The organism is Ruegeria sp. CK1 (assembly GCF_056536545.1).
The window spans coordinates 274,983-298,236 of sequence record NZ_JBQFPX010000003.1; the positions used below are offsets into that span (position 1 = coordinate 274,983).

Below are 23,254 nucleotides of genomic sequence, written 5' to 3' on the forward strand. Positions count from 1 at the left end.
CTTTTAAGTTGGAGTCGCAGGCGAGCAAGAAACAGGAAAACTCAGGAAATGCGTGTAGTTCCAGCTATAATTCTGGGGGTGGCTATTATTACCGCCCCTATTGTCTGGTATGTGTTTCCAATGGTCGTTCCCATCGAGGACAATTTTGAAGGGCCAGCAATCGATTCTGGCGCGCGGATCGAGATCGAAATGCTCAGCCAACAGGTTGAAGACATGCGAAACCAGATTGAGCAATTGTCCCTTCAGGTCTCTCGTTCACAAAGCGACGGTGTGGTCTTGCAACAGGGCGCTGATGGGGCGGATGACTATGGTTATGACAGCTCTACGCCAAACGAAATTATCGACGCCTATGCCCAGGTTGTTCTGATCGCGAACCGCAATAAGGTAAACGATGAACTAAAACTGGCCAGTTCTTCTTTTTTGAAAGAAACCTTTGGCCTGCCGCGTGAGGAGCTGACTGACAAGTGTCAGGCGATGACGAACCCGCGCCTTGAAGAAAGCCTGGTCCTGGAAGAGGTTGGGCCGGTTCGCGTGCGCATGTTGAAGCCCGCGGTTGATTCCCTGCGAACTGTCTTTGAGAATATCCGCCGCACTGATCCAGACCTTTATGCACGCATCAACACAGCCGGGTCTCTGTGCGTACGCCGTATTCGTGGTGCGACTTCCTCGGCTTCGGCGCACGCCTATGGATTGGCGGTCGATCTGAATATTGACGGTGTTCTGGATACTTTGGGTGACGGTAAGACGCAGCTAGGGCTTACGATTCTGGCCGATTTTTTCCGCGATGAAGGCTGGGTTTGGGGCGCGGCATGGGGCCGCGAGGACTCGATGCACTTTGAGGTGAGTCGTAACAAGATTGAAGAGTGGCTAGAGCAGGGCCTCCTTTGAGATGTGATCGGAAGGTCAACGTGATTGTGATGTTGGGCACAGACAAACGATGGTTAGAACCTAAAAGGCTGTTTGGAAGTTATAACAGGTGGTGGGCAATACCGTGTTCTATCTTGCGTCGGAACGGTAACTGGATGTTTCCGGTTTATGTTCCACGCCACGGTCAAGATCGCTCAAGTCAAAAGGGTGCCTCGATCAATGACGAGCTTTAGACGATTTGTTGCGATCGCGGCACTTGCCGGTAGTGCTACGTTTTCCTTGGCAGGGGTAGGGCTGGCCCAAAGCGCATCTAACCTTGCGCCATCTACATTTCAGCCGCAAAACCAACGCAGTACGGGCCCTGTCACGGTAGCACGAGATCCGGGTGCCCCGGTTCCGGAAGGCGCAGACCGCTTGTTTGTTACCGTTGGACGAGTAGAGATCGAAGGTGCATTGCCACAGATGGAGGAGGCAAACGCCGCCTTTATCGAACGGCTGACAGGGAGGCGCATTCCGGTATCCGAGGTTTTTGCAGCCACCAACTGGTTAGAGAACGCCTATTCCAATGCGGGTTTTGTTCTAAGTCGCGTTGTGTTGCCGCAACAGACGCTGCGGGACGGAGGCACCCTTCGTATCGTCGTGATTGATGGGTTCATCGAAAGAATAGATGCGGAAAAGGTACCTGAACAGGCGCGTAACCGGGTAGTAGCGACCACGCGGGGTCTTATTGGAAAGCGTGGCATCACGCTGCAAGAAATCGAACGCGCGCTGTTGCTGGCGGGTGATACATTTGGAATTCGGCTGGCCTCGACCTTATCACCGGGTGACGCCAGGGGTGCCACGATTTTGACCTTGGACGGAGAGTTCAAGGAATACACGGGCTCTTATGGGTTCGATAACACCCTGTCGGACGAGTTGGGGCCGATAAACCTGAGTCTGGGTCTTGAGATCAACGGTGCGCTTAGGATGGGTGAGACATTCTATTTCCGCGCCGGGGGATCGCCTACACGGTTTTTCTCGGACGATGCCAAATACCGAATCCTTGCTGCTGGCGCAGTGTTTCCCATTGGGTACGACGGCCTCACCTTCAACGCTGAGGTTACGTCAAGCAAAGCGTTCCCGGATGCCGATCTGATACCGAATGAAAGCGAATTCGAGCGGCTTTCGCTTCGGCTGTACTACCCTTGGGTTCGTTCACGTCGATATAATCTGTCTTCGCAACTGATCCTGGATCGGGTCAGCGATTCTCAGGATATTCTGATCGGTTCGTTCAAACTGCCGGTTTATGACGATGACCTAAGCGTGCTGCGCGCGACATTGGATGGCACGCTGAATTATGAAAATGGCTCTTACTTGACAGGAAGCGCCATTCTGTCCCGAGGGCTTGATGCCTTTGGGGCCAGTGCTTCGACCGGGCCGAATGACACACCTTTGTCCCGGCAAGGGGCAAGTGCAGAGTTCACGAAACTTGTGCTGTCGGCACAGTATCAGCGACCGCTGGATGCTAACTGGTCAATCTTCGTCAATGGACGCATACAATCCAGCTTTGGCGATCCGCTTGTTACCTCAGAGCAATTGAGTGTGGCAAGCTCCGGCGAACTATCCACGTTTGACGCAGGCGAGCTGCGCGGTGATGATGGCTGGGTCGTACGGGCCGAGTTGGGGCGGTCGCAACAGGTATCGGTGGCAAGTTTTCCCCTGATTTTCAAACCTTACGCGTTTGGTGCTTATAGCGAGTTGGGAATCGAGCAACCCACCTTTTTTGAACAGAGCACCACAAAGGCCTATGCTTACGGTTTAGGCATTCAGTTGTTTACGATTGAAGACTCGACCTATCGATCAGGGTCGTTACGAGTTGAATATGGGAGAGGTGAACGTGATGACCTTGGGGAAGATGGAAACCGGTTCAGCATTGTTGCCAGCCGCAGGTTCTGATCGCGCATCCCCTATGGCATGGGGCACGCTCTTTTCGGCTGCAGCTTTGCTGTGGGGTAGTACTGCGTTGGCGCAAACCCTGCCAAATGGCGGTACCGTGGCAGCAGGCGATGTGACCATAACGCAGCCCAGTGGTTCCGAGCTGACGATTTCGCAGGGGTCGAAATCTGCCGTCGTGAATTGGAACGGGTTCTCGATCGGGTCCGGATCGAAAGTTAACGTCAATCAGCCGGGCAAAAACAGCGCGATACTAAACAGGGTGACGGGCAACACGACCAGCCAAATACATGGTCAGTTAAACGCGAATGGTCAGGTTTTTCTGGTCAATCCGAATGGCATCTTCATCGGTTCAAGCGGTCAGGTGAGCACTTCGGGCTTCGTTGCGTCAACGCTCGACATTACTGACGAAGATTTTTTGAACGGCCGGTACCGTTTCACTGGCAACGGCAACTCGGCGGCGGTCGAGAATGCGGGAACCATCTCGATTGTGCCCGGCGGATACGCGGCCCTGATCGGTGGGCGTGTGTCCAATTCTGGTCTTATCCGTGTGCCCCTCGGAAAGGTTGGGCTTGGTGCGGGTGAGCAGGTCACCCTGGACGTGTCGGGCGATGGCTTTTTGCAGGTCGCCGTGCCGTCGGACAGTAACGACCAAGTAATGGAGGCGTTGGTCACAAACTCAGGTCGGATCGAAGCAGATGGCGGTGTTGTACATCTGAAAGTGGCCAGCGCACGCAACGCGGCTCGGCAGGTTATAAATATGTCGGGTGTAATCGAGGCGCGGACGGTCGGCGGTGTTTCCGGTGCTGTTGTACTGGGTGGTGACGGTGGTGCGGTTGACGTTAGCGGCCGGATCGACACATCGGCGCCCAAAACGATTGTCGAGACTTCGCTGCGCCCAGTGCTGCGGGCAGACAATGGCGGATCCATCACGATCACTGGCGAAGAAATCACTCTGACAGGCGCAACTCTGGATGCCAGTGGTGGCGGCGAGGGAGATGGTGGTTCAATCCGCGTTGGCGGCGATTATCAGGGCGGCGGTGATTTACAGACGGCGCACACCACGATTGTGGATGGTGACACCCAGATAATCGCTGATGGCGGCAGCTATGGCGATGGCGGCCGTATCATTGTTTGGTCAGACTATCTGACCGAATTTTACGGCGACATCTCAGCAACGGGCGGCGCATTTGCCGGCAATGGCGGTTTTGCCGAAGTCTCGGGTAAAATTGATTTGGTTTACCGCGGTTTTTCGGATCTGCGCGCGCCCAACGGCACCATCGGAGAGCTGCTGCTGGACCCTCAGGACATCACAGTTCCGGGAACTATTGATGAGGCGACGCTTGAGGCGCAGCTAGCAGCCGCTAACACCACGCTCGACACGTCGGGCGCTGGAACGGACGCTGGCGATATTACCATCAACGCCGACATTGATTGGAACGCCGCAACGGATCTGATTCTGGATGCCGACAATGACGTCACTTTGAATGGCGCTATCAACGGCCCCAACGGGGGCTTGGTCATTGATGCGCTCGGCACCATCACAACCGGCGCCGGGGGCATAGTAAATGTCAGTTCCTTTACGTTGGATAGCGGGTCCTGGCAGCAGGTTTCCGGCACCTTACCATCGTTCTTCGCCGCAGACTTCACGATTGAGGCGGGTGCGACCTTCCTGCGGGTTCTTGGCGGTGCCGGGACGGGTGCTAACCCGTATCTTTTGACAGATGTGTATGGGTTGCAGGGGCTTGATGGGTCTGGTCAGACATTTGAGTTAGCAAACGATATTGATGCCTCGGTCACGTCGAGCTGGGGTCAGGGTTTCGAGCCGATGGACTTTAACGGCACGCTTGAGGGGAACCGTTTCGCAATCGATGGGCTGGTCGTGAGCAACGCATTCACGTTTGGCGGCATATTTGGCACGCTTGACGGTACTGTTCAGAATCTGAGCGTGACAAATGCCGATGTGCTTTCTGCCGAGGGCGGTATTCTTGCCGGTGAAAACTTGGGAACAATTTCAGGCGTTATGGTGTCTGGCAGCTATGAAAGCAGTGACTTTCAGGCTGGTGGACTCGTAGGGTTCAACGACGGCACAATCGTCGACAGCTACTCCACTGCCAGCGTAACGGTTAACACGACCGAGTCTGATTCTGTCGTAGCTGGAGGTTTGGCAGGTGAAAACTCGGGTGCGATCATCCGTTCGTTCAGCAGCGGTTCCGTCACCGGTACAACGGATGGCGGCCATACCATGGGCGGTCTAGTAGGAGAGAATACCGGATCCATAACGGACTCATATTCAACATCCGATGTTCTGGGCATCAATCAGGGTTCGTCGCCGGGCGATTCCGCCGATTTCGGCGGCCTTGTGGGTTCGAACGACGGAGGTACTATCCTCCGTAGCTATTCTACTGGTACTGTCGGCTTGACCGGTGTGGGTACACCGTCCCTGGGCGGATTGGTCGGAAGCAATTCCGGCACGGTCACTGGGTCTTTCTGGAACACCGAAACCTCCGGTCAGAACAGCAGCGCCGGGGGGGGCACAGGCCTAACGACCGCGCAACTTCAGGATACGGATACCTTCTACGATCTCGCCTCGGCTCAGGGTTGGAATTTCGCTACGACTTGGGCACCGGGGTCGGGCAGCACGAACCCTGCGAATTATTCGACCTCACCAGTTGTTTTTGCCATACCGGATGATCTTATTGTGGCCGAAGGCGAGACCTCTGGCGCAACGGCGACAGGCACCGTTTCTGGTGGTCCGTCCGACTATCTGTTCGGACCAGCCTCTGACTCACTGAATACTTCGTCAATTTTCCAGACTCTTGACTTCGCGAGTACCGAAATAGGTACCACGTCATTTACGCTTGATACCAGTTCCCTGACCAGCTCGGGCGGGCAAGTCTTTAGTGTTGTTGGGTTGTCTGGAAGTGCTTTGATCGTGGATACGACCGATCCGGTCATTCCCGTGCCGCCAACTCCGACAATAGAAATAACACCAACAGTTGACACCACGATTACTGGTGGTGGCGGCGGAACGGCAGTTACAACGACGGCCGAAGCCGAAGCCGCTCTTGGCACGGTCGAGAATGCGTCACAGGACTTCGACGGTGACGTAGCGGGCTGTGACAGCAGCGGTGAAAATGTGAGTGAGTATCTGGCCTGTCTAGCCGATGCGATGGACGATTATGCATCGGATCTTGATGGGATTGTAGCGGGTTTGCCGCCGGGTCTCGAGTCGGTTGGCGATATCATTCGTGGCGCAAGCGCAGGTATCCGCAAAGTTGGCGAAGACGCCAATCGTAGGCTGGCGCTGGCCACCACGGCCGAAGAGCGCGCAGCTATCCGTCGCGATGCCGTTCAGCAAGCGCGTCGCGAGATACGTCAGGCACAGAGGGAAATCCGCAAAGCCATCACATTGATAAGAGCAACCGATCCTGAACTTGTCACAATTCAGAACCAGCAGGTAGAAACAATTGTTGCCGCAGTCGGTCAGGCCGAGATCGGTTTGACGCGCGCTATCGGCCTGTAAATTGTCGGAGAAAGAGCCCGTGTACCTGATCCGTTGCCTCGCGGTTTTGATATTCACTTTCTTTAGCGCCTGTGCAGCCCTGGCTGACAAGCGGGTCGCGTTGGTGATCGGCAATTCGGACTACGTGTCCGTTGGTGCTTTGGATAATCCGATTAACGATGCCTCGGACCTCGCAATAGCGCTTGAGGGGTTGGGTTTTGATGTGTTTCTGGGCACTGACCTGACGCGCGATGAAATGTTGGCGCTGGCAGAATCTTACGGAGCGGCTGCGGCAGATTCTGATGTTTCTCTGCTGTTCTACGCGGGACACGGGTTTCAGGTGAACGGACGGAACTATCTGGTTCCGGTCAACGCTCAAATCTCGACATCTGAGGACATCCCTGAACAAACAATCCCGATGGAAGAATTCGTTACGCGGATGGAACGCTCGGACGGGATTCGGCTGGTATTTTTGGACGCGTGCCGAGACAATCCATTCGAGGAAACCGGAGTTGATGTTGGCGGGGAGGGCTTGGCACGCGTTGGAAGTGCAGCGGATTTCCTGTTCGCCTATGCCACGCAGCCCGACAATGTGGCTTTTGATGGAACCGGACGGAACAGTTTTTTCACCGAAGCGTTACTGAGCCATATCTATACGCCGGGGCAGGATATTTCTGATCTTATGATCTCGGTTCGCAAGGACGTGCTGGCCTCAACGGGTGGTCGCCAGATTCCGTGGGACAACTCATCTTTGACGCGGCAGTTTCGCTTTGACAACAGCCCGGTCACGGCATCGGAAGAAACCCTGCTGTGGCAAGTGGCGGCGAACGCCCAGGACCCGTCTTTGATGCAACTTTATGTAGATCGCTACCCAGAAGGCGCGCATGTGGGCGAAGTAATGGCTTTTCTGGACCGGGCAGGGCAGGGCGAGACGTTGACTCGGGCCCTTTCGGTTGAAGATGCGGACGAGCAGGCCGAACGACTGTGGAAGCTGGCGCAGCGCAGCCGGATGCGCCCTTTGCTTGAATTCTACCTTGAGCAGTATCCTGACGGCAGTCATGTCGATCAGGCGCGCCGCCTGATTGCGTCAATCCCGCGACCAGAAGACAGCACGCCGGGCGGTATTTGCGAACGTTTGGCGACCCATCCGAGGGATCGAACCGCCAGTATCCCCGGTGTGCCATTCAGCCGTTTGCAGGAAAACGCATTGACCGCGATTCAGGCCTGCAGTGCTGCCGCTGCACAATCACCGGACCTAACTCACTACGTGGCTTTGCTGGCGCGGGCGACGATTGCAGCGGGTGATGTGGACCGCGCGGTGACGCTTTACAAACAAGCGGCGGCCGAGGGTGATTTGCGCGCGATGGTATCTCTCGCTCAATTGCATGAAAGCGGAACTGGTGTTTCACAAGATGTAGACGTAGCGTTGGACTTGTATGAACGGGCCGCCGAAGCGGGCAGTTTCGACGCGATGATCAATTTGGCGGTCATTTTGTTCGAAGGTCAGGTCGTCCCTAAGGACGACGCCCGCGCGGTCGAACTGTTACGGCGTGCCGCAGAAGGGGGATCAGCCAAGGCCACGTTCAATCTTGGCGTATTGGTGCAAGACGGTGTAGCCGGAGAGCCCACGGAAGCGCTGGATTATTTCCAGAAGGCGGCCCGAGACGGTGAATTCCAAGGTTATCTGGCCGCAGCGATCCTGTTGGATGAAGGGCGGGGCACTGCCCGCGATCCGTCTCAGGCCGCACGCATGTTGCTACGTGGGACCGCCGAAGATAACGGAGCAATATTGAATCAACTATCGCTGGCGTCCGATCAATGGTCGCGCGAAACACTTATGGAAGTGCAGAAACTGCTCCAGAAAGCAGGCTATTACTCAAGTGCCATCGACGGTCTTCCAGGCCCGAATTTCATAGCCGCGCTGCAACAATGGCGCAGCGGCGGCTTTGATCCGGTCATACTGGCTGAAAATTGATTGCGCTCTGAGCTATTCCTTAATTGACCGGGACAAATTCGATGCGTCGGTTGCGGCGCTTACCGTCGGGTGTGTCGTTAGACACCACAGGGCGGCTTTCCCCATATCCAACCGTGATAAGTCGGTCCGCAGCGATGCCCTGACCAACCAAATAGCTATTGACCGCCTGCGCGCGGCGTTGGCTGAGCGCGCGGTTGTCGACCTCGGACCCGTCACTGTCTGTGTGACCGCCAATTTCGATGGTCAGGTCTGGGCAGCGACTTACGATATCGTGCAGGTTTGTTAACAGAGGGATCGACGCGTCCGTCAGGCGAGAACTACCGGAATTGAAATAGATATTTCCTGTACGAGACAGAATCTCCATGCGCCCTTCACAAGCTTCGCGGTCCAGATCACCCTTGGTTTCCAAAGCTGCCGCCCCCGGAGTTGCCGCGACAAGCTCAAGCTGCGGAGGGGTCCCGGCCTTGGCGCGATCAAAGACGAAGCCGAAGCTGACAAACCCAAATGGAAGGATGTCGACCCCGGCCGCTTCTTCCAATTTGGCGCGACCTTCTTCAAGGTTGAAATCCGGCAAGGCAATGGCAATCGGTGTGGTATTCGCAACTGCCACTCGGTCGTTGTCAACCAACGTAATTGCCACCTGAGACACATCTTCCTTTGTTACCCCGTGCAAGGAAAGCGAATAGGGCAGGTCGATGATTTTGTGTCGAACTTTATGCAGATCAATCAGTTCTTCGGGTGGAAGTTTTGCGGTGATTACGGCTTCGGGGTAGTTAAAGGTTTCGAAAAACAAAAACCTCATCCGCACATTGCGCAAGTCGATTTTGGTGTCGACACTGTCCATCTGAATCCGGATGTCTGCATCACCCTCGGGGCTGATTACGCCCGTAAGAGTTGCAAACCCGCTGTGTTCAGCGACCGAGTTCTTTTTTACAGACAGAAATTGAAGCTCCGATGCTCCTGCGTCCAGTTTCCACCCATGCTCAAACGGGTCGGTGCTCTGTGCCCATGCGGAATTCGCTAGAAATAGCCCAGCTATTGCAAAAAAGTTTCGCATTAAGGTTGAACGCCGCATGTGTGAACCTCTTCCTAGGCTTGATAGTATTTCCGCAATATGACAGGCGAAGGCCACAAGAAAGCCAAGAATTTAGGATAGGGAACTTCGGACCAGCATGATGCCCTTGTGTCACGGGTTTTGTGCAACGACGGAAAAAGGAATGGACGTGCTTCGCATTTTTACAGTTCTGATAGCGATGACCTCAGTGTTCTGGACCACATTCGCGGTGGCCGAGCCCAGGATCGCATTGGTAATTGGAAATTCCGCTTATGGCTCAGTTTCAGAGCTGGATAACCCGGTCAACGATGCAAAGCTGATCACCGAAAAGCTTACCGGTCTTGGTTTCGAAGTTCGGCACCTGTCCGACAGCCATCAAGTCGACATGAAACGCGCCATTGCACAGTTCGGGCGTGACCTGCGCAAGGGCGGTGAAAATGCGGTTGGCTTATTTTACTATGCCGGGCACGGGGTGCAGTCGTTTGGCTCCAACTACCTTTTGCCGGTTGATGTTTCGCTGAGCGACCCGGCTGATCTGGATTTGATGGCAGTTGAAGCGCGCTCGGTGCTGCATCAAATGGCATCTGCGAACAATAAGACCAATATTGTCATTCTTGATGCGTGCCGAAACAACCCGTTCGAAGACTTGGCCGATATGGATGACAATGGCCTGGCCGAGATGAAGGCGCCAACGGGCACGTTTCTGGCTTACGCCACCGATCCGGGCGGTGTTGCTCTTGATGGTGAGTTGGGCAACAGCCCTTTCACGCTCAGCTTGGCAAAGCACATCGAAACGCCTGGCATGGCGATCGAGCAATTGTTCAAAAAGGTGCGGGTCGACGTTTTAGGTGAAACCCGAGGATTGCAGACGCCTTGGGACACATCATCACTGACTCAGGATTTTGCCTTCGCGATTGAGACCGAGACTAAGATCGTCGAACACGAGAACGAGGAAGATCTCTGGCAGTCCGCAGTTAATTCGCGCGATCCTGTTCAAGTCATGCTGTTCATGAGGGCTTATCCCGACAGCATCCATGCCGATAAAGCCAGTGATCTTTTGCAAACTGTCATGGCCGAGTCGTTCGGAACGTCACCGCAGGTTGGCCTTACGCAACCCGAACCGGCTCAATCCGGACCCGAGGCTACGGAAACTGATCGTCTAATGTACGAGCTGGCTCTGGCAGACGACTCAATCCATTCCTACGAAGTTTACCTTCATAGTTTCCCGAAGGGAGCGTTCTCGAATGAGGCTGTCGAGCGCCTTGCCGCCCTGCGTCACGGCGAGGAAACGGTGACGCGCAAAGCTGAACCAAATGTAAAAGCGCCAGAAGCCGAACAGCCAAAGGATGCCGGAGCTGAAGTAATAACTCTGGCCTCGCCGTTGACCTTCGGAAACTCTTACGTTCGCGGGCAGACCATTAGTGAATTGGTTGCAGGATCACCGCAATTCCCCCCAATAGAGGGTTTGCCAGACGAGCTTTGGAAAGGTCAATCGTGTTCCAATTGCCATCAATGGACGCCGGAAGCACTGTGTGATCAGGCCACAACTTATGTGAAACGACCTGCAGCTGGAAATGTTGTCAAGCAACATCCCTTTGGTGGCGGTTTGAAGATCAATCTGCGCCGTTGGGCCATGGGCGGATGTCAGAGTTGAACGAGTTGGCAGATTAGTCTGACATTAATCCCAACCGAACAATTCATGTTTAACGAGGTCTTGGATTTTTGGGTGTGACTGATCAGTTAGAGACTATGGCCTGTCAGGAATTTGTTCCGTCAGCTTCGTGTGGCGCTGAGAAGGGCCCGCACTTTCAGGTTGTGCGTTCCGTTTCTGCACCTCTAGCGATCATTCCGAAACCGCGAGTCAATGTGCCATTGAAATCACAGAACAAAACCAGCAGTCTGGCCAAAAGATACGCACACCAGGGAAATGTCGGGTATACAGAACAGCGTTAAGCACCCGAATGTTACTTAATCCGACTTGAGGACTGAACGTGAATTCCACTTTCGCAATCCTAGTCATCGCAGACATTTCGGGAAGTACCCCGCTTTATAAAGCCGTCGGCGATGGAGAAGCACAGCGACTTATACAGTTGGAATTGGACCGCTTGCGTCGCGTTCTCGCAAAGAACGGTGGCGTTCAGGTCGGTCAGAAAGGTGACGATGTTCTTAGCTATTTTCTAGACGCTAACACCGCGCTTGCAGCAGCAATGGAATTGATCGGCGGCCCGTCAGAAACCTCGCTGTCGGTGCATGTGGGTGTGCATTGCGGGCCGATCGTTATTGCCGAGAAAGGTGTTTATGGCGAGGCAGTGAACCTAACTGCCCGCCTTGCAACCGCTGCCAACTCCGGTGAGGCCTGCATCAGCGAAAGTGTCGCCGCTTTGTTGCCTCAAGACCTGCGGCGTTTGCTGAAACCGCTTGGGCGGTTGACACTGAAAGGTCTCAGCGAACAAACGATGGCATATTCTTTGGTAAGCCCTGACTCTGATCCGTTTACCCAAACAAGGTTGCCCCTGTCTTATGGTCGGATCGAAGATCATTGGCGCCCGACCGAGCGTTTGACTCTGGTCCTTAGTCACGAGGAGAAGTCGTGGCAATGCTATGACAATGGCGAATTGAAGATCGGACGATCCCCCGATTGTGACGTTGTTTTGCCACAACCCTGGGTGTCTCGTTTACACGCCGTCGTTAAGATGAATGGCGGGAAGATGATTTTGTCCGATCACAGCACCTCGGGCACCTATGTCAAACCCGAGGCCGGGCGTGAAATCCACCTGAAACGCGAGGCGGTTATGCTTTCCGATAGCGGGCTTATTTCTCCCACTTTGCCGACCGAACACTCAAAAGCCTGCCTGAAGTTCGAAATCCTTGGCCGTCTTCACGCGTCTCAGAACGTGGCCTGAGTCTCTGTTTGGGTATCGGTGTTGTGCCGCAAACTCTTGGTTAGACCGGCCAAAACTAAATTCTGGGAACACTGAACCTGTGATCTCAGTAAGCCGTTGAAAACCGGACATTGTTGCACTTGGGAACCGTCGTATTTGAATCATCCTCGTAATTTTGATGCTATGCGACGTCGCGGATGCGAGCGTTTTGAATCTGCCAATGTACCAGGTGCGCTGCCCAACAAATCGCTGGTGCTGCTAGATCATGTTAAACAAAATCTTGAACTTGGTCGTTTGCAGTCGGCCAGACTGCCAATCCTTTTCACTAGTTTGTTTTTCTCGCGAATATCTTCAGTGTTGGCACTGTCTTCAATGCGGGCTCTGTTCGGCATTTCATTGTGATGAGTGTTTTAGCGAACAACTGGGTTCGAAGAAACATTCCTGTTTCACGCGACCCATGCTGAGTTAAATTCGGCCGTCATGGAATTCGGAAGAACGTTGCGAGAGAACGGGCCCGATACGGTAGGGCTCTTTTACTATGCAGAGCATGGTGTTCAACCGTTAGGTAAGAGCTATCTTCTTACCGTTGACGTTGCCCTCAAAGATCCAGCGGAAATTGATCTGGTTGGGAACAATGCAGTCCATGTTGGTGTTGTTAACGAAACCTGCGGCATTCAAACCTCGTGGGCCGCATCATTGCTGACAACAGACTTTGAGTTCTTTCAGGATCAGGATGTAGTTGCGGCGCGCGCCAAAGAAGCCGACCAAGGGAGGTCGATTGGTACGAGTGGAGACCTCGTAGGGCTCACTCGTTTTATACAAGAGCACCCAGGGGGACGATTCACACCCGCCGCGATAGCGCGATAACAGTCAGTATTAGGTGATGCGTCGAGTGACGAAAATGGATTCAGTTTTTAAAACTTAAGTCTTGTTTCTGCCGTGCCTAGCGCATCTCACCGGTAGCTTTTTAAGTCAGCTTCAACTTCTGGAAATCTATCAGATCAACTGGAATATCTTAGGAATTTTCCCGAAGGTACGCAGATATTGTCAGGCTTGAGATCCACACAAGGGAACGCTGACTAGACTTTCAGCATCGCGCAAGAGACATTGATGAACCGGCCACCGGGCGCCGAGCAGATCGCGACATGCCCAAACGTTTCTAAGAATTCTTGTTTTCAGCATAGTCGCCCTCGCGATTTGTTTCTTTCCTTGGTCAAGTGCAATTGGCACATGTTTTGATTTCGAACGACGGCGAGGAACCTGAAGAACTTCTGCGGCAAGGAACGCTCCTCATCCAGTTCTGTGGTCTCTTTACCGCTGCTGATGAAATTCCGATAACAACAATCGGGTTGCTGCGCGGTCTGCGCGATAGGTTCCATCGACGATTATTTCGTTGGCATGCTGGGCCGGGTTTGTTTTTCGGGGCTTCACTTGACCTTCGGCTGCATTTTTCCACCTGTAGGAGCTAGGACACACTTTGCCAGGACAGTCTGGCGATTAAGGATTCCAGCAGCGATGCGGAAACACGCCTGTTCATCTGAATAAATCGCCAGCTGAACTGTTTACAGTATGTGCAACAACCAAAGCAGGCAGATGAATTGGATGATTAGACTGAAGTATGCGCGTCTCACGGCGGGAAGTCGTACCGCCGAAGGATCAACGGAACTGCTGGCTTTAACTCACAATGCTTTTTTGTCTGCGTTGTCCCTCGCAGCGTTAAAAGCTGCATCTCTAGATTTACGCAACAACCGCATATTTTAACTTAAGGAATATTATAGTGGCACCTAAATTATCCGCTCCAGTCGGTGAAAAAAAACGAATTACCAAGGCCGACCCAAAGAAAAACGAGAAATTCAAACCTGTTCAGAACAAACCAGCCGATGTTGAGTTGGTGCAGCTGATGCTGGTGGCCAACGGGTTCCGTGTGAATGTGAACGGCAAGTGCGACGCGGTCCTGATCAAGAATATCCGCGAGTTTCAAAAAAAGAAGCTCGGCTACAAAACGCCGGATGGCATCGTTGACCCCAATGCAAAAACCTGGAACGCCGGTCTTGCAAAACTCAATGCCATGATCGCCGCCAACGCTAAGTTGGAGGTCTACGAGGTTTTTGAGGGTGGAAAGAAAAAACTCGTCAGCAAAAAGGAATACGAGGCGGGTCTTAAGGCCTTGAAGAAAGAAATCGTTTCCAAAGCTGCAAAGATGTACAACGAGGCAGAGGGCTGGGCCAACATTTGTCATGGGTTCGAAGGAACCCGTGCGGCCCAGGATGGTTTGGTGGCGGCTCTGACAGAGTTTTCGGTCAGTACCGTGAACAGCAAAACCAACCCGCCTTGGGATGACATTTCCTCTGCCCGGTCCACCGCGTCGGATTTGAAAGCAATGGCAAGTGCGGCGCCTCCGGACTGGCGCATGGTTCACAAACAGGATCAGAAGGCCACAAAAGCCTACAACAAAGCTGTCAAGTCTTTCAAAAAGTTCATCGCGGCCCGTATCGGTACGGCGGGTGGGATAATATCCGGTCTTGAACTGATTCAAGAAACGTCGTTTGCCGCCGTCGAAACCTACATGACTGCCCGATTGGTTGTCACCAAGGGGATGAGTCCGACGCAGGCCAACATCATCGCGGCAACCAGCGTTCAATCCCTGAAAACCGGAGCTGGACAGTTTGGCGAGTATGTTGCCGGAAACAAAGTGACATGGGACGGTGCGGCCAAAAAGGTGTTCATCGACAGTTTTATTGCCGGATTGACTGCCACAGCCGGCGGCAAGCTGGGTGATGCCTTGTCCAAGGGATTGGCGGGTCAACTTGCCAAATACGTCATGCCGAAACTGTCCGGTGGCATTCCAACGAAGGTGGGTGAGGTATTCTTCAAACGTTTTCTGGAGTCCAAGATTGGTCAGGCGATGGTCGTGAGTGCCTTGAAGGAAACGATCGGAATGATGAAGCCGTTGATTGAGAAAGGAAGCCCACCCAGTCTAAATGACGTAAAAGACGCGGTCGCCAAGACACTCCTGTCCGGCATCATGACCCAAGCCTCAGTCAAAGCGCTGGATGCCTTTACCAAGAACTTGTCTGGTTTGGGGGAGTCCTTTCTCAAGACCACAATGGCCCCAAGGATCATGGAATCCATGCGTAAGGATCTTGTAAACCTGTACGGTGCCAAAAACTTTGATGAGTTGGCTTCAAAGCATTCGGGCGAGATCTATCTGAAAGTGGCAACCAGCCTTAGCGACAAGTCAATAGAAAAGGCTGCGCTGAGTGTGATCAGTGAGACAGACGGTACGCGGAACGCCGCGCAGCTTCAAAAACTGGCAAACGATGCCTTGCGCAGGGATGCCGATCTACGCAAGAAAATAGAACACGTGATCCGTTCGGAATTTGCCCGCGAAGCCAAGAAACTGCCCATGCCAGCCAATTGACCAAGGATGCAGGGCCTGTTGTCAAAAACTTCTGTTTTGGCCTGGGGCGTCTTTTTTGATGCTCCAAGGCTGAGCCCCCGCACTCTCTTGTGCTGCTTTCAGCCGTATGTTCAGTCGTCAACCGGATGGGCAAGACCTAGTTGGTCAAACACTCATGTGAGTTTTCCATTGCACGCGCGTATCTGTCGGGTTTGACACATTCAAGAATTTGGTTGCAACTCCGCAGTCTTCAGTTTTCAAAAACTGCTTAATCGAATTTTTGGTTTGAAACTGGTCATACAAATAAGCTGTGGCAAGAAGATTGCCAAACATATCTGGAGCAAGATTACGAGTCTGCATGGGGCCGCATTACCTGTCGCTCCCCAAAAGTTACTCGAACCCATATAACCGAGCTCAACCGGAAAGATATTAGGGTTCTAGTTGCACACAAATGCATACCATATTGAGACGACAACGTGCTCATTAGAAAAAGCCCATACGGTAGGCTCGAAGTACGCGCATCAATAGTTTATACACTAAGCTTTGTACTAAACCCCGAACTGTGAAATCATCGCTTTACCGGTTATTTCTTCTAGCTCGAAATACCGATAACGTATATTATGGTAAATATGGTAAAGTTTAATATATTTAAGCTGACCGGGACAAGTCATCCTTTGAACCCAATAAGCTTTCGCTATTAGAACTGTTGAGGAGCCGACGGCATGTTGAGCGGCGCCGTGCATTTTCAGTGACTCCCCAACGGTAGGATTAAATAGCGGGCGGCGTGCCATCGAATTGCAGCGTTGACCGCAGGCAAAGAGCGGCTGGAGGCGTCCTTCCAGTCTTAGTGAATGCGCGCAATTAGGTCTCGATTTCGTTCTAAAGTGAATGATTTTATAAGAACTTGAATTCGTCACGTACTGAAAGTTTACAGCAACAAAAAACGGCCAAAAGTTCCACGAGTTTGCAACGAAATCTCATCCTTCCATATTGCGAGTCAGCCTTTTGCTAAGCGTAGCTTCTCGGATCGCGGTTAGTGTGTGCTCCTGAAGAATTCTCCTTTAAGTTCATAACCAAATTGCAAATCGTACAAAATTTGGACAGACTGATTTAGTCGATTGCACTTTGGGTCTTACATCTCTGGGTTGGAGCGTAGAATTTTCATAACGATCGATGTTGCTGGTTAACTTTCGCCTGCATGCCGTGGCTAGCGCCTTTGTAACACCTATTCGCAACAATGCGCCTGCCCTGCGAGATTAATCGCATGTGCCACACATGCTCGAAAGTTCAAACCTGTCCCGGAAGCCAAAGAACGATCGCCGGGAAAGCAACGAGCATTGCTATAGTAGCGGCATCAGCGAGAAAGAAGGGTGTCACGCCTTTGAAAACGTCCTGAACGCTCAGATCATCGCGCACGCCGGCGACGACAAAGCAATTCAGCCCGATGGGTGGGGTGATTAGACAAAACTCGGCCATTTTGACAACCAGAATGCCAAACCAGATAGCACACATAGGGCCGGACATACCGAATGTGCTCTCGGCTGCAGTTACGGCTTCGCCACCGTTCAATGCCATCACAGCGGGGTAAACGACAGGCAGTGTCAACAACAGCATTCCGATCGCATCCATGAACATGCCCAAAACGGCATACGCCAGAAGAATACAGATCAGGATCAACATGGGCGACATTTCAAGCGAAGTGATCCAGTCGGAAAATGCATTTGGTAGCTCGGCAAATCCCAAGAAACGAACGTAGACCAACACACCCCAGATGATGGTGAAAATCATGACGCTGAGCTTTGCGGTCTCCAACAGCGCATCTTTGAGTTCCGACCAGCGCATGCCTTGATAAAGTGCCATGAGGAACACCACGAAGGCTCCGATTGCGCCGCCTTCTGTGGGCGTGCCCCAGGCATCACCGCCAAACGGGTTATAAACAAAGAAGATGATGGTCACGACGACGATCACGATGGGCAATGCAGGCGGCAGAGACAGAAAACGCTCTTTCCACGTAAAGCCTGTGACGGCGGGACCAAACCCTTTGATCACAACGGCCATGCCAATGATCAGCAAGCCGTAGATCACGGCAGAAAACATGCCCGGAATGAAACCGGCCAACAGCAGCTTGCCTACGTCCTGTTCCACGATAATCGCGTAGATAACCAAAATGGCCGAGGGCGGGATGAGCGAGGCCAGTGTACCGCCTGCCGCCACGACGCCCGCAGCAAAGCGTTTATCATAGCCGATCCTTAGCATTTCGGGAATGGCGATACGGGCGAATACAGCGGATGTGGCAACCGAGGCGCCGGATACCGCTGCGAACCCAGCAGTTGCAAAGACCGTCGAAACCGCTAACCCACCTGGAACCCATGCCAGCCAACGCTTGGCGGCTTCGAACAGCGCTTTGGTCAGGCCTGCGTAATAGGCGAGATAGCCGATTAGGATGAAGGTGGGTATCAGGCTCAGCGCCTGGCTGGAGATTTTTGAATGTGGAACTTGCCCCGCCGTTTTGACCGCCACGGTTACCGCTTTGCCAAACCGCGCCGGGTCGTATCCGAACTTGGCCCAGAAAATCCAGATCAAGCCAACCATGCCAGCGGTTGCAGCGGCGAACGCCACTCGCATTCCCAGCACTACAAGAACAAGCATTCCGCCCGAGACGATCAGACCAATTTCAATGGGTTCCATCAGATTTAACCTCAGTTGTCGTGGCCCGAGACGTGCTCGGCTTCCATTGCAGCTTGCGTTGCTGCATCGGCTATTAGCGGGACGGCAATAGGTGTCCGATCAGGGTGACGGATCGCGCGGCCGTAGGCCCAAAGTTGCAAAACAAGCCTTAGGCAAAGCACGCTAAAGGCGATGGGGGCCAACAGTTTGGCAGGCCACAGTGGGATGCCAATGTCGATGGAGCTGTCGCGGCTCCAGAGTGGCGCACCAAAGTCGAAACTGCGCGCGAAATGCGCCCAGCTTCCCCAGATCAGCAACACGATCAGCGCCAGAATGACAGCGGTGGTCAGGAACTCGACGATATAGAGTGTCCTGCCTTTAAGCGCTCCAACGACCATGTCCATTCGAATGTGGCCACCATCCCGCTGCGCATAGGAAATCCCCATGAAGGCGATCAGCGGCATGGCTTGCTCGATCCAGTCCACATAGCCGGGAAGTGGCGCATTGGCGATGTTCCGGCCACCGACCGAGACCACGGCCATGACCATCAGCGAGAAAACTGCGAGACCGCTGATCAGGGCCAGAAAGCTCTCAAGTTTATACAAGCGTTGATCGAGATTGCTGAGACGGCTGTCGTCAGACAGCACAAGGGATGACCCGGCCATCGATGTACTCCGCTGTCAGGGGTAAAGGCACCCGGCGCCGGTTTGACCAGTGCCGGGTGGTGAGTGGATTAGCTGCCGTTTGCGATCTTGCCTGTCACAAGGTCATAAAGCTCTTGTGCTGGCAGGCCGCGTTCGGTGTTTTCTGCTATCCAAGCTTCTGCCGCAGGTGCGGCAGCGGCTTCTTTGAACGCTGCGATCTCTTCATCGCTGAAAGTGACCCGTTCGATGCCGCGCTGATCCAGTTCTGGCCCCCAGGCTTCCATTGTTTTGGTTTGGTAGTGGGAAACGTAGTGATCCAGCGCTTCGTCGACCGACCCCAGCAGAGCGTCGCGATGTTCATCGGACAGATCTTCCAGCGCCAGAGTGTTCACCACGACTGGGCAGTTGACCGTTCCGGGGTTCAGGTTTGTCGTCCACCATGTGCCGTTTTCGATGGTGCCGAAAGACATATGGGCATGAGGCGCAAAGCTGACGGCTTTCACGATACCGCTGTCCATTGCCTGACGGACTTCGGACGCGGACATCGAGGTCGGAACTGCACCGACCGTCTCCATCGCCTTGCCGATTCCGCCAGTCGCGCGAACGCTCAGACCTTCAAACTCAGCTAGAGATTTTGGCGCTTCGCCTACGCCGACAAGGTTGTACTGCGGTAGCGGAGACGGCATCAGCAAGGTCGCGTCCCAACGGGCCAGATCCTCGACAACGGCAGGATGTTGGTAGACGGCCATGGAAAGGTCGACTTCTTGCTCCAGCGAAGTCACGCCCAGAAACGGCAGTTCCAAAACAGTGATCGAAGGGTTCTTGTCGCGGTGATACCCGGCGCAGAATTGCGCCATTTCAAACGCACCAATCGAGATGCCGTCGAGGTTCTCTTTGTTCTTAGACAGACCACCATAGCTGATGTTCAGGGTAAACTCGCCATTGGTTTTCTCGTTAACCAATTCGGCAAGTTTTTCGACGTGCTCGGTAAACGCGCGGCGCTTTCCCCATAGGGATACGTTCCATTCAACAGCCAATGCTTCGGATGCGACGGTCAGCGACAGGGCGGCAATAGCCGCCCGGTTAAGATGTTTGCGCATAGAAGATCCTCCCAGTTCACGCAATTCGTCTGGGCGGAGTATTCAGAATTCCCAGTCACCTGACTATGAAGGAATATGCTGGCGGTATTTACGATGCCCTGCGGGATTCCGCAGGGCGTTTAGCCTATAACAGCGCCTCTTTATCGAGGCCGAGTTTGACGATTTTCTCGTTGAGCGTCCGGCGGCCAATTCCAAGCGCTTCGGCTGCGGCATCCATGCGGCCCTTATGCGCCTTGATGGCTTTACCGATAAGCTCGCGTTCGAAAGCAGCAACAGCTTCGCGCAGTGTATCCGGGACATCGTCGAAATGCTGGTCGCTTTGGATCGCCTTGGCCAGTGACCCTCCGCCCCGTCTGGCTGCTAAAACACGCCGTTCGCAGACATGGCGAAGTTCGCGCACGTTACCGGGCCAATCATGTGCAAGCAGGGCGGCTAGATCGTCCTGATTGAGCTCTGGCGTGTTGATCTCATAAACCTGTGCGTATTCGTTTAAGAAATGCGTAACTAACAACACCAGATCATCGCGCCTCTGCCGTAAAGGAGGCAAGGTAAGAACGACCGTGTTTAATCTAAACAGCAGGTCCTGACGCAGGCGTCCTTCCTCGGCTGCCAGTATGACATCTTCATTGGTTGCGGATACGACCCTGAAGTTCACAGGCACCGGTGTAACAGCACCCACCGGCAACACTTGCTGATCTTCGATAACCCTTAGCAGTTTGGCCTGTACAGCAGATGGGCACGAGCAGATTTCATCCAGAAACAAGGTTCCCCCTGATGCCGCAACCAATCTTCCGTCCGATGCACCTGCGACACCGAACATTTCGGCCTCAAAAGTTTCAGGCGACAAGGCCGCGCAGTTGAGCGCAAGAAACGGCGCGTCAGGCGAGCCGCCCAAATCATGCAGGGCATGGGCAACCAGTTCCTTTCCAGTTCCCGTGTCCCCCTGCAGCAGAACCGCGACATTGGTATCTGCGAGGTCGAGAACCTCTTGCCGCAAAGCTTTAATCGCATCCGTTTCGCCAAGTAGAATGCGATCCAGTCCAGACAACTTTAGAAGCCTGTCCTTAAGCCGCGCGTTGCTTTTGCGCATACGGTTTTGCTCGGCTGCGTGCGTCAGGACAGTAAGCAGTCTGCGCGGCTCATATGGCTTTTCGATGAAGCCATAGGCACCATCCTGAATGGCCTGCACCGCCATAGGTATATCGCCATGCGCTGAGATAAGCACAACAGGAGGCGCGACTTGTTTGTCCAAGCTGTCCAGTAATTCCAGGCCCGACATACCAGGCATTCGCACATCCGAAAGAATGGCATCAGGCGTGGTGCGTGTCAGATAGTCAGCAACCTGCGTCGCCCGCGGCACAGCACAGACATTCCAACCGGCAGCTTCGAGCAGCTCGACAAGAGATTGTCTCATCGACTTGTCATCGTCGACGACCAAGACGTTGAAAGGTTGCTCTAGGTTCATTCTCTCGTTTCTTCAGGCTTCAGAGCAATCGGGAAGGTAACACGGAAAACAGTTCCGCCACCATCGCGGTCCCGGGCTGTCATCGTGCCATTGTGATCTTTGACAATACTGGCAGAAATGGCCAACCCCAAGCCCATTCCGCGCCCGCTTTCCTTTGTGGTCACAAATGGCTCTTGCAACTCTGCCAGCGAGGACCCTCCCAATCCATGACCATTGTCTATAATTTCGAGCGTAGCCTCATTGTCAGAAACCATTACGGCGATGTGTATTTCGGGTGCATCCATTCCATCCATGGCGTCGACGGCATTGCGCAGCAGGTTGGTAATGACCTGTTCGATCCGCAGTGCACTGCCCCGGATAAAAACCGGATTGTCAGGCGCATCAAGCGAGATTTTGACCTTGCTTTGTTCAATATTCGGGGTCACCAACGACAGCGCGGCCTTGACTGAAGCGCACAGGTCCAGATCCTCGAAAACCTCACGGTCAGAACGTGCGAAGAACCGCAATTGACGTGTAATCCCTTCCATCCTGTCCACCAGGCTTCCTATTTTTTGCGATAGCTTGGTTTCTCCGGAAGACCCAATCTCTGCTGCGACCAAATGATTACGCATCGCGGCAATTGGTTGTCCCAATTCATGAGTGACAGATGCCGAAAGTTGCCCAAGCGCCGCCAGTCGGCTCGCACGCTCAAGCTCGCCCTGCGTGCGCTTGAGGCGCCGTTCCGCGGTCCTGCGGTCTTCGATTTCAACAGCAAGCCTTTCGTTCGCCTCGCGCAGCTTGGCTTCTTCTTGTTCAGATCGCGCCAATGCAGCACTCACACGTTGCGCGCGTTGTATTTGGAAAAAGATGAATGCGATGCCGGCCAAAAGGACAAAAAGTGCAGTTACAAGCCAACTGCGCGCCACGGCTTGGTCATCGCTTGCAAAATAGTGAAGCGACCAACCATGCGGCAAGTCCGCAGTGGCAAGGTGCAAACGCTTCGTTCCGCCAATTCTGGCCTGATCCCCCGGCAATTCTGCCCAATCCAATGGGTCCAAATCTTGTCCGGGAAACTGTCTTGCATTTCGAATTCGTTCTTGCTGCTGTTCTGACAACGGCCTCAGAACGCGGTATTGCCAATCCAAGTTTGATGAAAGTAATACCACCCCATCCTCATTGGCCAATAAGACCTGTTCCCCCGAATTTCTCCAGCTATCCTGAAGGTCTGAGAAATCGATCTTGATTGCTATGACACCCGTTGAAGCTCCTCGGTTGTCGAGCACCGCGTTGGAAATGAAGTAACCCGGTAAACCAGTCGTCGCCCCGATGGCATAGAAACGGCCTTGTTCACCAGAAATGGCAGTTTGAAAATACGGACGGAAAGCGTAGTTCTGACCAACAAAGCTCCCAACTTCGCGGAAATTCGAGGCCGCTATAGTGATGCCATCTTCGTCCATTAAGTAAATTGCGTCTAACCCTGCCTGGGCCGCAAAATCCTCAAGCCGCCGATTTAAAGTTCCGGTACCGTCCCCTTCGGCTGTTCTAATGACAAAGGAATCCTGTGAAAGCACATATGTGAGGTGGGAAAACCGTTCGAGTTCACCGTTCATCGAACTTTGGTAGAGAGAAAGTCGGCCCTGAGCTTTTGAGAGCTCTTCGGAAACAAAGTATTGGTAGGACACCAAATAAAGGCCAATGCTGGCGGCAATGGCTACCAAAAAAACTACTATATACGAAGTCGGCCGCATGAAGTTCCTATGAACTGAAACGTCGTTGGATCACAG

General features: G+C 53.6%; 13 protein-coding genes. 7 read left to right on the top strand and 6 right to left on the bottom strand.

Annotated features, from left to right (window positions below; genetic code table 11):
• Positions 1–48 precede the first annotated feature (48 nt).
• From ACR0L3_RS10465 to ACR0L3_RS10480, 4 genes are all read left to right on the top strand, one after another.
• The gene (locus tag ACR0L3_RS10465; protein ID WP_480745656.1) at positions 49–888 is read left to right on the top strand and encodes a M15 family metallopeptidase; all 840 of its coding nucleotides are present in this window, start codon (positions 49–51) and stop codon (positions 886–888) included.
• Positions 889–1,086: 198 nt separating this feature from the next.
• A complete protein-coding gene (locus ACR0L3_RS10470) occupies positions 1,087–2,802 on the top strand; it encodes a ShlB/FhaC/HecB family hemolysin secretion/activation protein (protein ID WP_480745657.1) in 1,716 nt (571 codons plus the stop codon).
• Positions 2,729–6,325: a two-partner secretion domain-containing protein gene (locus ACR0L3_RS10475; protein WP_480745658.1), complete on the top strand. Its 3,597-nt coding sequence runs from the start codon at positions 2,729–2,731 to the stop codon at positions 6,323–6,325. The genes ACR0L3_RS10470 and ACR0L3_RS10475 overlap by 74 nt, the downstream gene beginning before the upstream one ends.
• Positions 6,326–6,344: 19 nt before the next feature.
• Positions 6,345–8,279, top strand: coding sequence for a caspase family protein (locus tag ACR0L3_RS10480; RefSeq protein ID WP_480745659.1), 1,935 nt, complete (start codon positions 6,345–6,347; stop codon positions 8,277–8,279).
• A gap of 19 nt (positions 8,280–8,298) precedes the next feature.
• Here the strand turns inward: ACR0L3_RS10480 and ACR0L3_RS10485 are convergent, their stop codons facing one another.
• Positions 8,299–9,354 (bottom strand): OmpA family protein, encoded by a 1,056-nt coding sequence (locus ACR0L3_RS10485; RefSeq protein WP_480745660.1) that lies wholly within the window; start codon positions 9,352–9,354, stop codon positions 8,299–8,301.
• A 142-nt stretch (positions 9,355–9,496) separates the two neighbouring features.
• Here ACR0L3_RS10485 and ACR0L3_RS10490 point away from each other — a divergent pair, with 142 nt between their 5' ends.
• From ACR0L3_RS10490 to ACR0L3_RS10500, 3 genes are all read left to right on the top strand, one after another.
• Positions 9,497–10,987 carry a caspase family protein gene (locus ACR0L3_RS10490; protein WP_480745661.1) on the top strand — a complete coding sequence of 497 codons (1,491 nt, stop codon included), beginning with the start codon at positions 9,497–9,499 and terminating at the stop codon, positions 10,985–10,987.
• A gap of 337 nt (positions 10,988–11,324) precedes the next feature.
• The gene (locus ACR0L3_RS10495) at positions 11,325–12,236 is read left to right on the top strand and encodes an FHA domain-containing protein (protein WP_480745662.1); all 912 of its coding nucleotides are present in this window, start codon (positions 11,325–11,327) and stop codon (positions 12,234–12,236) included.
• 1,756 nt (positions 12,237–13,992) lie between these two features.
• Entirely contained in the window at positions 13,993–15,636 is a 1,644-nt protein-coding gene (locus ACR0L3_RS10500; RefSeq protein WP_480745663.1) for a peptidoglycan-binding domain-containing protein, read from the top strand.
• Positions 15,637–16,902: 1,266 nt separating this feature from the next.
• Here ACR0L3_RS10500 and ACR0L3_RS10505 read toward each other — a convergent pair.
• The 5 genes from ACR0L3_RS10505 to ACR0L3_RS10525 form a co-directional block, all read right to left on the bottom strand.
• Positions 16,903–18,303 carry a TRAP transporter large permease gene (locus tag ACR0L3_RS10505; protein ID WP_480745664.1) on the bottom strand — a complete coding sequence of 467 codons (1,401 nt, stop codon included), beginning with the start codon at positions 18,301–18,303 and terminating at the stop codon, positions 16,903–16,905.
• An 11-nt stretch (positions 18,304–18,314) separates the two neighbouring features.
• Positions 18,315–18,947, bottom strand: a complete 633-nt coding sequence (locus ACR0L3_RS10510) for a TRAP transporter small permease subunit (protein ID WP_480745665.1) — start codon at positions 18,945–18,947, stop codon at positions 18,315–18,317.
• A 68-nt stretch (positions 18,948–19,015) separates the two neighbouring features.
• Entirely contained in the window at positions 19,016–20,026 is a 1,011-nt protein-coding gene (gene dctP / locus ACR0L3_RS10515; RefSeq protein WP_480745666.1) for a TRAP transporter substrate-binding protein DctP, read from the bottom strand.
• 124 nt (positions 20,027–20,150) lie between these two features.
• Positions 20,151–21,491, bottom strand: a complete 1,341-nt coding sequence (locus tag ACR0L3_RS10520; RefSeq protein ID WP_480745667.1) for a sigma-54-dependent transcriptional regulator — start codon at positions 21,489–21,491, stop codon at positions 20,151–20,153.
• A complete protein-coding gene (locus tag ACR0L3_RS10525) occupies positions 21,488–23,218 on the bottom strand; it encodes a sensor histidine kinase (RefSeq protein ID WP_480745668.1) in 1,731 nt (576 codons plus the stop codon). Before ACR0L3_RS10525 ends, ACR0L3_RS10520 begins: the two co-directional genes overlap by 4 nt.
• Positions 23,219–23,254 lie beyond the last annotated feature (36 nt).

What these genes read in the sequence shown, in the direction of transcription:
- ACR0L3_RS10520 (WP_480745667.1), bottom strand. Translation starts at nt 21,491, where the DNA reads ATGAACCTAGAGCAACCTTTCAACGTCTTGGTCGTCGACGATGACAAG.
- ACR0L3_RS10475 (WP_480745658.1), top strand. Translation starts at nt 2,729, where the DNA reads ATGGGAGAGGTGAACGTGATGACCTTGGGGAAGATGGAAACCGGTTCA.
- dctP (WP_480745666.1), bottom strand. Translation starts at nt 20,026, where the DNA reads ATGCGCAAACATCTTAACCGGGCGGCTATTGCCGCCCTGTCGCTGACC.
- ACR0L3_RS10505 (WP_480745664.1), bottom strand. Translation starts at nt 18,303, where the DNA reads ATGGAACCCATTGAAATTGGTCTGATCGTCTCGGGCGGAATGCTTGTT.
- ACR0L3_RS10490 (WP_480745661.1), top strand. Translation starts at nt 9,497, where the DNA reads ATGGACGTGCTTCGCATTTTTACAGTTCTGATAGCGATGACCTCAGTG.
- ACR0L3_RS10525 (WP_480745668.1), bottom strand. Translation starts at nt 23,218, where the DNA reads ATGCGGCCGACTTCGTATATAGTAGTTTTTTTGGTAGCCATTGCCGCC.
- ACR0L3_RS10510 (WP_480745665.1), bottom strand. Translation starts at nt 18,947, where the DNA reads ATGGCCGGGTCATCCCTTGTGCTGTCTGACGACAGCCGTCTCAGCAAT.
- ACR0L3_RS10470 (WP_480745657.1), top strand. Translation starts at nt 1,087, where the DNA reads ATGACGAGCTTTAGACGATTTGTTGCGATCGCGGCACTTGCCGGTAGT.
- ACR0L3_RS10485 (WP_480745660.1), bottom strand. Translation starts at nt 9,354, where the DNA reads ATGCGGCGTTCAACCTTAATGCGAAACTTTTTTGCAATAGCTGGGCTA.
- ACR0L3_RS10465 (WP_480745656.1), top strand. Translation starts at nt 49, where the DNA reads ATGCGTGTAGTTCCAGCTATAATTCTGGGGGTGGCTATTATTACCGCC.